This window comes from Aliivibrio sp. S2TY2 (assembly GCF_028765525.1).
GTDB lineage: Bacteria > Pseudomonadota > Gammaproteobacteria > Enterobacterales > Vibrionaceae > Aliivibrio > Aliivibrio finisterrensis_A.
Map to the genome: position 1 here is coordinate 357,859 of NZ_JARACS010000001.1, position 12,500 is coordinate 370,358.

Annotated in this window: 13 protein-coding genes; 2 read left to right on the forward strand and 11 right to left on the reverse strand. The window is 40.5% G+C overall.

Annotated features, from left to right (window positions below; genetic code table 11):
* The first annotated feature begins 29 nt into the window (after window positions 1–29).
* Entirely contained in the window at window positions 30–716 is a 687-nt protein-coding gene (locus PVK63_RS01630) for a TIGR01621 family pseudouridine synthase (RefSeq protein ID WP_130086736.1), read from the forward strand.
* Window positions 713–1,678 (forward strand): class I SAM-dependent methyltransferase, encoded by a 966-nt coding sequence (locus PVK63_RS01635; protein ID WP_130086737.1) that lies wholly within the window; start codon window positions 713–715, stop codon window positions 1,676–1,678. The genes PVK63_RS01630 and PVK63_RS01635 overlap by 4 nt, the downstream gene beginning before the upstream one ends.
* 76 nt (window positions 1,679–1,754) lie before the next feature.
* Here PVK63_RS01635 and gspS2 read toward each other — a convergent pair whose 3' ends face one another.
* The 11 genes from gspS2 to PVK63_RS01690 all read right to left on the reverse strand — a co-directional run bounded on the left by gspS2 (window position 1,755) and on the right by PVK63_RS01690 (window position 12,243).
* The gene (gene gspS2, locus PVK63_RS01640; protein ID WP_274439817.1) at window positions 1,755–2,156 is read right to left on the reverse strand and encodes a type II secretion system pilot lipoprotein GspS-beta; all 402 of its coding nucleotides are present in this window, start codon (window positions 2,154–2,156) and stop codon (window positions 1,755–1,757) included.
* A gap of 73 nt (window positions 2,157–2,229) precedes the next feature.
* Window positions 2,230–2,532 (reverse strand): YciI family protein, encoded by a 303-nt coding sequence (locus tag PVK63_RS01645; RefSeq protein ID WP_130048252.1) that lies wholly within the window; start codon window positions 2,530–2,532, stop codon window positions 2,230–2,232.
* A 104-nt stretch (window positions 2,533–2,636) separates the two neighbouring features.
* Window positions 2,637–2,984 (reverse strand): acyl-CoA thioester hydrolase YciA, encoded by a 348-nt coding sequence (gene yciA / locus PVK63_RS01650; protein WP_242504788.1) that lies wholly within the window; start codon window positions 2,982–2,984, stop codon window positions 2,637–2,639.
* Between the two features lie 155 nt (window positions 2,985–3,139).
* Complete coding sequence (locus PVK63_RS01655; RefSeq protein ID WP_130086748.1) at window positions 3,140–3,685, reverse strand: septation protein A; 546 nt, start codon at window positions 3,683–3,685, stop codon at window positions 3,140–3,142.
* Between the two features lie 160 nt (window positions 3,686–3,845).
* On the reverse strand, window positions 3,846–5,102 hold the full coding sequence (locus PVK63_RS01660) for a dicarboxylate/amino acid:cation symporter (protein WP_274439818.1): 1,257 nt from the start codon (window positions 5,100–5,102) through the stop codon (window positions 3,846–3,848).
* 503 nt (window positions 5,103–5,605) lie between these two features.
* A complete protein-coding gene (gene trpA / locus PVK63_RS01665) occupies window positions 5,606–6,412 on the reverse strand; it encodes a tryptophan synthase subunit alpha (RefSeq protein WP_130086750.1) in 807 nt (268 codons plus the stop codon).
* Window positions 6,412–7,602, reverse strand: a complete 1,191-nt coding sequence (trpB, locus tag PVK63_RS01670) for a tryptophan synthase subunit beta (protein ID WP_130086751.1) — start codon at window positions 7,600–7,602, stop codon at window positions 6,412–6,414. The genes trpA and trpB overlap by 1 nt, the downstream gene beginning before the upstream one ends.
* A 10-nt stretch (window positions 7,603–7,612) precedes the next feature.
* Window positions 7,613–9,025, reverse strand: a complete 1,413-nt coding sequence (gene trpCF, locus PVK63_RS01675) for a bifunctional indole-3-glycerol-phosphate synthase TrpC/phosphoribosylanthranilate isomerase TrpF (RefSeq protein ID WP_130086752.1) — start codon at window positions 9,023–9,025, stop codon at window positions 7,613–7,615.
* A gap of 5 nt (window positions 9,026–9,030) precedes the next feature.
* Complete coding sequence (gene trpD, locus PVK63_RS01680) at window positions 9,031–10,038, reverse strand: anthranilate phosphoribosyltransferase (RefSeq protein ID WP_130086753.1); 1,008 nt, start codon at window positions 10,036–10,038, stop codon at window positions 9,031–9,033.
* A 10-nt stretch (window positions 10,039–10,048) separates the two neighbouring features.
* Window positions 10,049–10,657 carry an aminodeoxychorismate/anthranilate synthase component II gene (locus tag PVK63_RS01685; protein WP_130086754.1) on the reverse strand — a complete coding sequence of 203 codons (609 nt, stop codon included), beginning with the start codon at window positions 10,655–10,657 and terminating at the stop codon, window positions 10,049–10,051.
* Window positions 10,657–12,243: an anthranilate synthase component 1 gene (locus PVK63_RS01690; protein ID WP_423734706.1), complete on the reverse strand. Its 1,587-nt coding sequence runs from the start codon at window positions 12,241–12,243 to the stop codon at window positions 10,657–10,659. The genes PVK63_RS01685 and PVK63_RS01690 overlap by 1 nt, the downstream gene beginning before the upstream one ends.
* Window positions 12,244–12,500 lie beyond the last annotated feature (257 nt).

The window sequence follows — 12,500 nt, forward strand, 5'->3', positions numbered from 1 at the left end:
ATACTCTGCGCTCAATTTTAGGAGCGCCAATGTTCGATATCCTTTATCAAAATTCAGATTTTCTTGTTATAAATAAGCACCCAAACATCAGTGTTCATAAAGATGATGGTGAAACCTCATTATTGATTGAGTTGGCTAAAGTTACTGGTGATAAGCAGCTTTATTTAATTCATCGTTTAGACAAGATGACGTCAGGGCTATTGCTGATTGGTCGTAATCAGTCTGCTGCAAGTGAATTATCACAATTGTTCGCAAAGCGTTTGGTTGAAAAATATTACCTCGCTATTGGTGATAAAAAGCCTAAGAAAAAACAAGGTCTGGTTATTGGCGATATGGAACGTTCACGTAGAGCGTCATGGAAGCTGATCAACAGTAAAGAAAACCCTGCAATTACTCAGTTTTTCTCAATGGCTGCACATAATGGCAATCGCCTGTTTTTATGTAAGCCTCATACTGGTAAAACTCATCAAATTCGAGTCGCATTAAAGAGTGTCGGTTCGGGTATTTTGGGTGATTCAATTTATAGCTCATCTAAAGCAGATCGTGGTTATCTTCATGCGTATGCTTTACGCTTTACTTATCAAGAGCAAGCGTTTGAATTTGTAGAAGTCCCAAAACAAGGCGATGAATGGCAAGATAACACCATTCAAGCAGGATTAGCGCAGTGGCAAACACCGTGGACATTAACTTGGCCAGAGATTAAGAAGAAATCATGAAGATAGAAGCATTAGATACGTTATTTACTCACTTAGAAGCACAGCTAGCAACACCACAGAATGAGCTTCGTCGTTTATTTCATGGCCGTGGTCAGTGCTTTGAAGGCTTAGAACAACTTACCGTTGATTGGCTTCAAGGTCAGGGTTCTCAAAGTAAGGACTCTCAAGGTCAACTAGTGGTGGCGTTATTTAAAGAGCAAGAGCCTACTTTTGTTGAAGCTCTAGAATCAAAGCTACACGTGTTTGCCGGATCTGATACATGGAAAAATGCCAAAGGCCAAGCCATTTTATTGCAGCACCGTTATCAAGAGTTAGCACCAACTCAAGTCGTATGGGGCAGTGAAGAGACTTTCCCTGTTGCTGTAGAAAATGGTTTGAAATATCAGCTAGAGCTTAAAAAGAACCAGAACATGGGGCTATTTTTAGATATGCGCTATGGTCGTAAATGGGTTCAAGCGCACAGTGAAGGTAAATCGGTATTAAACTTGTTTGCGTATACATGTGGCTTTTCTGTTGCTGCCATTGCGGGTGGCGCGACTCAAGTGGTTAATTTAGATATGGCGAAAGGTCCGTTGAGTCGCGGTCGTGATAACCACCGTTTAAATGATCATGATCTGTCTAAAGTTAAATTCTTAGGACATGATATCTTTAAGTCGTGGGGTAAGATTAAGAAATTAGGCTTGTATGATTTGATCATCATAGATCCGCCAAGTTTTCAAAAAGGCAGCTTTGCACTGACCAAAGATTACCAAAAGATCTTACGCCGTTTACCAAGTTTATTGAGTGAAACGGGTGAAGTCTTAGCGTGTGTGAATTCACCGGCGGTATCTACTGATTTCTTAATTGATGGTATGGCTGAAGAAGCGCCAGAGCTGAAGTTTGTAGAGCGTTTAGATAACCCGCCAGAGTTTGCAGATATTAATCCTGAAAGCGGCTTAAAAGTGATGCGTTTTACGCGTTAGGTTGTAAGATTTAGAAAAGCCCTCTCATTATGTTATGACTAGTGAGAGGGCTTTTTATTACCTGTCGGTATGAATTTTATTTTTCTTCGTTCATCTGTTCGCGATCTAAACACGACTGTTCATTAACAAAAATATCGTTTTGTTTTTGACCACAAGAATTACGAATTAGGTAACGATAAGAAACGCCTTTTTCTAGTACAGGGCGAATTTCTTTATCATTACAATAAGTGGTGATACTGTTTTCAATGATTTGATTAGTACTCATTTCACCAGCGCCACTGTCTAAAAAGATCATTTCAACGACACCTTGCTTCTCTTTTACTTGAATTAAGGTGAGTTGTCCCATCTCTAGTGGAAGGGTACTGGCAAGAATACTGGCACGATAGTCTGCCAACATTTCTATTTTTTGTTGTTGTTCGTTAGAAGCACAACCTGAAAGCAGAATAGCGCTTAACGCAGTAAGAATAAGTTTTTTCATTGTGATTCTTTTTAGTTAAATACAAGTGAGTTATAAGCATGAATAGAGTAATGGATCATGTTTAAACAGGAAATTAAGCGGGCAGTACTTTTTTAAATGGTTTTACGATAACATTTGCATAAACCCCAGCATCAATATATGGGTCATTGTTAGCCCACTCTTGAGCTGCTTCTAATGAATTAAAGTCAGCAATTACGGTTGAACCAGTAAAGCCTGCTTCTCCTGGGTTTTCTGAGTCGATTGCAGGCATTGGCCCTGCCACTAATAAACGACCTTCATTTTGTAGCAGGGTAAGGCGCTCTAGATGTTTTTCACGAACACTTAAACGACGCTCTAGGCTGTTTTCAACATCTTGAGAAAAAATTACATACCACATGATTGAGTCCTTTTATTTTGTATCATCATTGATATAGCCATCATAAAAAAAGCTCTAGCCATAAACCAGAGCTTTTTATGAATTAATCAGAAAAATTCTAATAACTACGCAGTTTTAGGGATTGGACGCGGTTTTCCACTCGAATCAATCGCAACATAATTAAAAGTGGCGTCACAAACCATAAAGCGATCGCCAACACCGTGTTCTTTAATTGGCTTAACCCATACCTCAAGATTAATTGACATTGAAGTATTGCCAATTTTTACACATTCGCCGTAGCAGCAAACAACATCACCTACTTTTACGGGTTTTTTAAAGGTAATACTTGATACTGAAACAGTGACAATACGACCACCAGAAATCTCTTTCGCTAAAATACCGCCAGCTAAATCAAGCTGTGACATAATCCAACCACCGAAAATATCACCATTCGCGTTGGTGTCAGCGGGCATAGAGAGAGTACGAAGAAGCAGTTGGCCTTTAGGGGCTTGTCCAAAGTGAGCTGGGGTTGTCAAAGTGGTTTCCAATACAACTAAAATGAAGTTAAGCCGATTTTAGCACATAAAAAAGCCGTGTTGTATACACGGCTTAATCATTATCGTTTTAGCTATTCTTGTTCTTCTTTTTTCTCTTTTGGCATGTATTTATAGACGTACATACCTGTAAATAGAGTATATAAGAAAGTTAAGCCTAATAAGCCAAAGACTTTAAAGTTAACCCATACATCAAGTGGCATTTCGAATGCAACGTACAAGTTAGCAATCGCACAAACTGTAAAGAACAGTACCCATGCGTGATTTATCTTTGCCCATTTATCATCAGGTAATGTCACTTCTTTGCCTAGCATACCTTTAATCACTGGTTTACCAAGAATATGGGTAACGATTAAACCTGCCGCGAATACACAATAAACAATGGTGACTTTCCATTTAATGAAGTTGTCATCATGTAAGAATATCGTCATACCACCAAAAACTGTCACCATAAGGAAGGTGATCAGCTGCATTTTTTCAACTTTCTTATATAAAGCGTAAGTTACGACTAGCTGCACTGCAGTCGCAATGATTAGTGCACCTGTTGCTGTGTAGATATCGTACATCTTGTATAGCGTGAAGAAGATGATCAGTGGGATAAAATCTAAAATCTGTTTCATATATAGGTTGAGCCAATAATTAATTATGTAGCGAGTGTATCGAAAATTTAGAAGGGAGGGAATCGCTAAAAATTGCTTGTTACATTTTTGCGGAATGGATAGAAAAAGAAAAGGCCAACTCATATGATTTGGCCTAATTATCTTTTAAAGAGAACGAATATTACGCTTCTTTATTTTCAATAGGTGTATCTATTGTGTCTGTCGTTTCAACCATAGCATCAACAATTACCGCACAGGCGGCATCGCCAGTGATGTTAAGCGCGGTACGGATCATGTCAAAGATACGGTCTAGAGCGAATAGAAGTGGTAGACCTTCGATTGGAATACCTGCAGCAAGCAGAACCGCAACAACAAGAAAAGAAGGGCCAGGTACGCCAGCTTGACCTACAGCGCCTAGCGTTGAGGTAACAATAATCGCAACATAAGCGCCAATTGATAAATCAATGTTGAATAGTTGAGCAAAGAAGATAGCCACTAAGCCGTAGTAAATAGCGTTACCAGACATGTTGATTGTTGCACCTAATGGCAGAACAAATGATGCTGTAGAGTTACGAACACCTAAGTCTTTCTCAACAGTTTCCATTGTTACTGGCAGTGTTGCCATTGAAGAGGCAGTAGATAGGGCAACGGCTTGTGGCTTTTTCATTGCAAGAAGGAATTTCTTGGCTGAGGTTTTAGTTAATAGGCCTACCATTAACGGGTAAACGATAAAACCAAACACAAAAATAGCGGCAACATAAACCATAAAGAGTTTAAATACGACCATTAGCGCGCCGAAACCAAAAGTACCAACTGCTTCAGCCATTAAGCCAAATACACCAATAGGGGCGATGATCATCACTTTGTTGATCATCCAAACCATTACATCAACAATAGCGTTAACACCATTGATCATTGGTTCGCGGCGTTTTTTTTCTAATTTAGAAAGACCAATACCAAAAAATAAGCAGAAAACGAGGATCTGAAGAATGTTTGCTTCATTTAATGATTGGAAAACGTTGGTAGGGATCATGCCTGTGATGGTCGCCCAGAAAGTAGGTAGCTCACCTTTAGAGGCGTAGGCTGTAGAAAACATACCTTCAACGCCAGAAACATCAATGCCTTTACCCGGCTCAAAAATTTCACCCATGAACAGTGCAAGTGCGACAGCAAGTGCTGAAGTGATACCAAAGTAACCTAAAGTCGTTAAACCAACTTTGCCTGCGTTGCTACTGTTACCTAAGCCTGCAGCACCTGAAATAAGCGCGACTGCAACCAATGGGATAACCAGCATTTTGATTAGGTTAATGAAGATTGTTCCTAGTGGGGCGAACATAGCAGCAGATTGGCCCATTGTTGCACCAACCATTGTACCTACGATCATCGCAATAACGACTTGAACACCGATATTGTTGAGAAGTCCTTTCTGTAGTAACACTTTATTTACCTCTGCGTTATTTTTGCAATAAGAGGTAGTTTATATCTCTTATTACTAAGCTATTCGTTAGTTAAATATATCGGTAGCTGTTGTACACGTAAAATTTACATCTATCAACAATTTTATCAAATAGATTTCATTATATGAATGCTTTTGTATTTTTTTTGTATCTTTAATTGATTGGCAAGCGATTGCTTTAAGGTTTTCATTCTATTTCATTAATTGATAATTAACGTATTATACCAATCACAGTAAGTAAGTGATCAGAAATAGCGAAGGAAAAATGCTTGAGAACAAGGCGAAATTTTTCGATAAGTAGTTATTCTACAATCAAAAATTTCAACGCAGTTATCGAGTATTTTAACTAGCTAGGATGATCAGTTATTTACTACGATTGGTATTAGAGGCGTGTTTTTTGATTGTAGATAAAAAAAGAGCTCATAATGAGCTCTTTTAGGAAGGGTTAATACCAATCTACATAAGAATGGTATTAAAGGTAAATGTTACTTTTGTGTAGCAAGTTTCATTGCGGTAGTAAAAGAAGATAGTGCTTCAAGTAATATCGTAGAATTATCTTGGTATTGCTCAATTATTTTTACTGTTGCAGAGCCTGATATTGCGCCTGCTGCACCCGCCTTAATTGCTTCTTCAACTTGTGCTGGCTCTGAAATGCCAAAACCAAGAATGGCAGGAGGAGCATCAAATTGGTTTAAGCGTTCCAATAGTTGAGCAACAGGCATACCTGCTTTAGTTTCTGCGCCTGTAACACCTGCACGAGAAAGAAGGTAAGTGTAGCCGCCACCTAATTTAGCAACGGTCTCTAGCGTTTCATCTGATGCTGATGGTGGTGCGATAAAAATAGGGTGAACATTATGTTTAAGTGCGCTTGCTCTAAATTCTTCAGACTCATTAGTTGGTACATCTGCGATTAACACGGAATCTACACCGGCTTGTTGGCATTTAGCATAGAAAGTATCGATGCCATTTGCGAACACAAGGTTAGCGTAAACCAATAGGCCAATTGGCGTTTCAGGGTATTTAGCGCGGATTTTAGCTATTAACTCAAAACAAACGGCAGGTGTTGTTTTACTGTCTAATGCTCGAATGTTTGCGCCTTGAATAGTAGGGCCATCTGCTAAGGGGTCAGAAAACGGAATACCTAGTTCAAGAGCATCGGCACCAGCTTCAATTAAGGTTTCCATGATCTGATAAGAAAGCTCAGGGTTTGGATCGCCAATGGTTACAAAAGGAACAAAGGCACCTTGGTTTTTGTTTGCTAATTTAGCAAATAGGTCTTGATAACGATCCATTAGATTTCTCCCTTTTCTTTTAGAATGTCATGAACGGTGAAGATGTCTTTGTCACCACGGCCTGATAGGTTAACAACTAACAACTGCTCTTTTTCTGGTTCAGCATGCGCTAGTTGAAGTGCATAAGCCAGAGCGTGAGATGATTCTAAGGCAGGAATAATACCTTCGCCTTTTGCTAAGGTTTGGAATGCCTCTAGTGCTTCATCATCAGTGACTGAACCATATTCAGCACGACCAATGGCATTTAAATGCGCGTGTTGTGGGCCAACCGATGGGAAATCAAGCCCTGCAGAAACAGAATAAGACTCTTCAATTTGGCCATGTTCATCTTGCATTAGTGGGGCTTTCATACCAAAGAAGATGCCTGTTTTTCCGTGTTTAAGTGGTGCACCATGCTGGTCGGTATCAATACCTTTACCTGCAGGTTCTACACCAATCAGTTTCACACTTTCTTCTTTGATAAAATCAGCAAACATACCAATCGCATTTGAACCTCCACCTACACATGCGATTACAGCGTCAGGAAGTCGACCTTCACGTGCAAGGATCTGCATTTTTGTTTCTTCACCAATCATACGTTGGAAATCACGCACAATCGTTGGGAATGGGTGAGGGCCAGCGGCTGTACCTAATAGGTAATGCGCAGTTTCATAAGTTGCAGACCAGTCACGTAGTGCTTCATTACAGGCATCTTTTAGCGTTGAAGAACCTGAATGAACAGGGATCACTGTTGCGCCCATTAATTCCATACGGAATACATTTGGGCTTTGACGTTCAATATCTTTAGCGCCCATGTAAACACGGCACTTTAAGCCAAGCAGAGCACAAGCAAGCGCAGTTGCAACGCCGTGTTGGCCTGCACCAGTCTCTGCAATAATTTCGTTTTTACCCATGCGTTTTGCAAGTAGCGCCTGACCTAATACTTGGTTAGTTTTGTGAGCGCCACCGTGCAGTAAGTCTTCACGCTTTAGGTACAGTTTCGTTTTAGTGCCCTTGGTTAGGTTACGACAAAGCGTTAGGGCTGTAGGACGACCTGCGTATTCTTGCAGTAACGTCATAAACTCAGCGCGGAAATCGTCATCTGCTTGTGCATCAATGAATGCTTGTTCTAATTGATCAAGAGCAGGAACTAAGATTTGTGGAACGTATTGACCACCATATTCGCCGAAGTAGGCATCTAATTTTGCCATGATATTTTCCTTAATAATCTCGTAATGCGCTAAATACGGCGCGTAATTTTTTGTGATCTTTTTTACCTGGAGCCGATTCGACACCAGAGTTGAAATCTAATCCGTAACAGCCAAGTTGCGCAGCTTGTTTGGTATTCTCTAGTGATAAGCCACCGGCGAGCATAATGTCGTGATGTGGCAGTTTGTTCCAATCAAAACTTATGCCAGTGCCACCTTCTTGTGAGCCAACTTTGCAATCTACCAATACCTTATCAGCAAGGCTTTGTGGAAGGGAAATACTTTGCGCCTCATCTGACACAGAAATAACATTCCACACTTGGCAATCCGTTGGTAGCTGTTGTTTTAGCTCTGCAATATAGTCTTCACTTTCAGAACCATGTAGCTGAACCACCGCAAGAGATAGCTCATGTGCTCGTTGTGCAACCGTAGATACAGTCTCGTTTTGGAACACGCCGACATAATGCAATGTAGTTTCTTGAGTGATGGCTTTGGCTGTTTCTAATGAAACAAAACGCGGTGACTTCTCAACAAAGATAAGCCCGCCATATACGGCACCCGAGTCATAAACTGCTTTTGCGTCTTCAACCGAAGTAAGCCCACAGACTTTGTTTTCACCTAAGATCACTTTTCGTGCTGCTAGTTCTAGGTTCTCTTCTGCCATTAATGAGCTGCCAATTAAAAAGCCTGTAGCGTGTTTAGCTAAATCTTTTACTTGCTGATGAGTATAAATACCCGACTCAGAAATAATGGTTGTGTCTTTTGGCAGTAGCGGTGCAAGCTCTTTAGTGCGGTTCAAATCAGTGGATAAATCACGTAGATTACGGTTGTTAATTCCGATCACTTGCGCTTCTAATGCGACCGCTCTATGTAACTCATCTTCATTACTGACTTCTGTGAGTACACCCATGCCAAATGAATGAGCGACTTCTGCAAGCGCTCTGTATTCTTCATCATTAAGTACAGAAAGCATCAGTAGAATCGCATCGGCACCGTAATGACGCGCTAAATAGACTTGGTATGCATCAATCATAAAATCTTTGCACAGAATAGGCTGATTAACTTGGGCACGAATAATTGGTAAGAAATCAAAACTGCCTTGAAAATACTTTTCGTCCGTTAACACAGAAATCGCACTGGCGTGTTTGTTGTAGACAGAGGCGATGTAACCTAAATCGAAATCTTGTCGGATTAATCCTTTTGATGGCGATGCTTTTTTACACTCAAGAATAAACTCAGTTTTTCCTGTTTTTAATGCTTGGTAAAAACTGCGATCTGAATTGGTCAGGCCATCTTTAAACGTATTGAGTGGTTGAGTTTTTTTTCGCTCGTCTACCCAAACGGCTTTGTCTTTAACTATTTTTACTAGCACTTCGGCCATTTGGGTATTTTCTACTGAAATGTGCTCAGACAATTGTTGTGTCATCTTTCTTATCCTCGTGCAGCCAGTTGTTGAACTAGCTCAAATGCTTTACCTGAGTTCATCGCATCGATTGCTTTTTGTGCATTGGTTTTTAAATCTTCATGGCCAAATAAACGCATTAGTAGCGCAACGTTAACCGCAATGGCACCTAATTGAGCGTCGGTTCCTTTACCTGTCAGAATATCGGTAATAATCGCTTTGTTTTCTTCTGGCTCTCCGCCTTTAATGGCTTCAAGCGGGTGCGTGTCTAGGCCAAAATCTTCAGGCGTTAATGTGTATTCTGTGATTTTACCGTCAATGATTTCAGCAACGGTTGTTGGACCATGAATCGCGACTTCATCTAAACCAGAACCAAAAACAACGGCTGCGCGTTTCATTCCCATGTTCACCATGGTTTCTGCGATTGGGCGAACCAGTGACTCATCGTACACACCCATTAATTCAATGTTTGGACGAGCAGGGTTGATTAAAGGGCCAAGAATATTAAAGATGGTGCGTGTTTTCATGGTTTGACGAATTGGCATCGCGTGGCGAACACCACCGTGATAATGCGGTGCAAATAAGAAGGCAACACCTAAATCATCAACCGCTTTTCGTGTGTCTTCTGCTGACATGGCTAAATTAATACCAAATGAATCTAATAAGTCAGAAGATCCTGATTTACTTGAAACACCACGGTTACCGTGTTTTGCGATTTTTAATCCACAGGCTGCTGCTACAAACGCCGCTGTGGTGGAAATATTTATCGTATTTGAACCGTCACCGCCTGTACCAACAATGTCGGCGAAATCGTAATCAGGGCGAGGGAATTCATTGGCATTATCAAGCAGTGCTTTTGCTGCACCTGCAATTTCGTTTGGTGTTTCACCTTTGATTTTCAAACAGGTTAGGGCAGCGGTAAGTAGAATAGGCTCTAACTCGCCTTTAATAATGGCATCAAAAAGAACTTGGCTTTCTGTTTCTGAAAGCGAAGTTTGATCATACAGTTTAGTAAAAATGGCTTCAATTTGAGTCATGCGAATATCCTTATTCTTTATTATCTGAACGGCTTGAATCTAAATTTAAAGCCCAGTTTAATGTATTAATGAGTAGCTCAGCGCCTTGCGTCGTTAAAATGGATTCAGGATGAAATTGGAATCCACACACTTTATCTTCTTCTTGGGTCACCGCCATAACTAAATCATCAACGGTTGCTGTAATGGTTAATTGCTCTGTTACTTTCGTCGCCACTAAAGAGTGGTAACGAGCAATAGAGAGTGGGTTTGGTAACCCATTAAAAATTGCGTGTTGGTTATGGCTCATCATAGCCGATTTACCATGAACGATTTCGCCAGCACCTGCAACCGTCCCATCATACGCTTCTACAATCGCTTGATGACCAAGACAAATCCCAATCATAGGTACTTTGCCTTTTAAGCGTTGAATGACTTCAGGCATACAGCCGGCTTCTGATGGCGCGCCTGGTCCTGGAGATAGTACAACTACTGGATTTTCTAATTTGTTTACCGCTTCTTCAAAAGCTACGGCTGACAAACTATTTCGATAAATAGTGACTGGGTAACCAAGTGAGCGAAATTGATCAACCAAGTTATAAGTAAAGGAGTCAAAGTTATCGAGCAATACAATATGAGCCATTAGTTTTTCTCCTTAGTGCTTGCTGGTTGAGCTAAGTGTGCTTTTTGAATCGCAGAGATCACCGCTTGTGCTTTTCCACGAGTTTCATCAGCTTCAGCTTGTGGGTTAGAGTCATATACGACACCAGCACCGGCTTGAACTTGAGCGATACCATCTTCAACATAGGCTGAACGAATAACAATACACGTATCCATGTTGCCATCCCCCGTTAAGTAACCAACAGCGCCACCATAAGTGCCTCGGCGTGTTTTTTCTACGTCACGAATGAGCTGCATAGCACGAATTTTTGGTGCGCCAGTCAATGTCCCCATATTCATACACGCTTGGTAAGCATGAAGGGCATCAAGATCCCCTCGAAGCTGAGCAACAACACGAGAAACCAGATGCATAACATGGCTGTAGCGGTCGACTTTTAATAAATCAGCCACATAGCGAGTGCCTGCTTCTGAAATACGAGCGACATCATTACGAGCCAAATCAACCAACATCATGTGCTCTGCGTTTTCTTTGGTATCACAACGCAGTTCTAATTCAATGCGGCTGTCTAAATCATGGTTGATAGAGCCATCGCTGTTTTTACCGCGTTGACGAGTGCCTGCGATTGGGTAAATTTCAACTTGGTTTGTTTCTTTACCGTATTTCAATGCAGATTCAGGCGATGCTCCAAATAGGGTGAAATCACGATCTTGCAGATAAAACATATAAGGACTTGGATTGCCGATTTTGAGTTCACGATAAGCCGCTAATGGCGCAGGACAAGGAAGAGTGAATCGACGAGAAGGAACAACTTGGAAAATATCGCCTTTAATTACAAATTCTTTTAAATTTAATACGGTTTGACAGAAATCTTCATCGGAGACACTTGGAATTGCTTCACAGCTTTCTAGCGTTGGTGCTTCGGGTACGGTATGTGGCTCTGAGCAAAACGCTTTAATTTCAGTAAGTCGTGCAGAAAGGTTTGTTTTGATTGTTGCATCAGCATTAAACAATGAGCCTTGAAGTACTGACGTTTCCGTTTGATGATCGATAACTAACAATGATTCGGCTACATAAAATACATAATCAGGGCATTTGTTTGTTGTCTCTGCCTCACCAAGGTTTTCAAAGTTAGCGACTAAGTCATAAGCAAATAGTCCACCTAAAAAGAGTGCATTAGAGGGTAAACCAGTTACATTGAATTGATTTTGAATAAACCGTAACGCATCAAAAGAGGAGAGTTCTCGTAAACGGCTGTCCTCATCCAGATCTTGATTAATATTTGGGAACTGTAATGTCAATATAGAGTTAGAAGAAAGGGCAATAAGAGAAGCAGGAATAGATTGAGCTAAGGAGTGTAATAAGGATTCTCCATTTGCTGTTAACGCTTCTAGTGTTACTTCTTTATCAAAACAATGAATTCGTACCGCTGCATCTATTAGCATCAAGCTTATAATGTTTTGTTTTGAGTTAACTTCTGCCCCTTCGAGTAATAGGCTCATCTCTTTATTTTCACATAGAGTGGAATAAAGTTGGGTTGGATCAGAGACGTATGGAACGTCAAGGGAAAGCACTTCTAGTTGACCATCATTGGACATTACTGACTGCATTTCAGCCTCCCTGCTAATGCGTTGAATTGATGTTACATTTTTATTAGTTTTCATAGTCGCATATTTCACTTTTGTTGCCACTCTTTTCTTAAAACTTGTGAGAGCTGAATGACTGACTGTTTAGATTTTCATCTATCATTGAGGGTGCTGGTACATTTAGACATAAAAAAACCCGCTTAAATGCGGGTAATAATTTTTATGTCAAAATCGTTAATTCAGCACAAAAACACTACCCGAAGTAGTGCCACCATCGTTTT